Origin of the sequence: Rhizobium sp. RAF36, assembly GCF_052114105.1 — a bacterium.
Lineage (GTDB): Bacteria > Pseudomonadota > Alphaproteobacteria > Rhizobiales > Rhizobiaceae > Rhizobium.
The window spans coordinates 1-386 of sequence record NZ_JBFREC010000032.1 but is presented as its reverse complement, the minus strand read 5'-3'; the positions used below and the strand labels follow the sequence as shown (position 1 = coordinate 386).

At 65.3% G+C, this 386-nt stretch carries 1 protein-coding gene; it reads right to left on the bottom strand.

Features of this window, described 5'->3' with window-relative positions; translation table 11 throughout:
• On the bottom strand, window positions 1-227 hold a 227-nt coding region (locus AB4Z25_RS29355; RefSeq protein ID WP_442210577.1), incomplete at its 3' end, for a proteasome accessory factor PafA2 family protein.
• Between the last annotated feature and the right edge of the window lie 159 nt (window positions 228-386).

Genomic DNA, 386 nt, shown 5'->3' with positions numbered 1-386 from the left:
GTTAACTGGCTGGGATCGGCCGACGCCCGGTCAACGGTCCAGCCGCGGGCATCGTGTAAAGGTTCTTCGTCCGTGTAGTCCCAGCGGGTTTCCGCTCCCCCGGCGGCACGTTGGCGCGTGACCGTGGCATAGGCCTGGATGATCCGGGCGGACATCATCGTGGCGTTCGCCCCAGGCGCCGACGGCGCATGGATTCCGTACTCGGTTTCGGAACCCATGACGCGCATGGCGCCGCCCGCAGGCAACCTTTCCCCGGGCACACCCTCGGTTTTGGCCGTCACAGGTACTGACCTGTGTTGGCCGTGGTCTCGATCGACTTGCCGGGTTCCTGGCCGGCCTTCCCTTGCACGATCGTGCGGATGTACGTGATCCGTTCACCCTTCTTC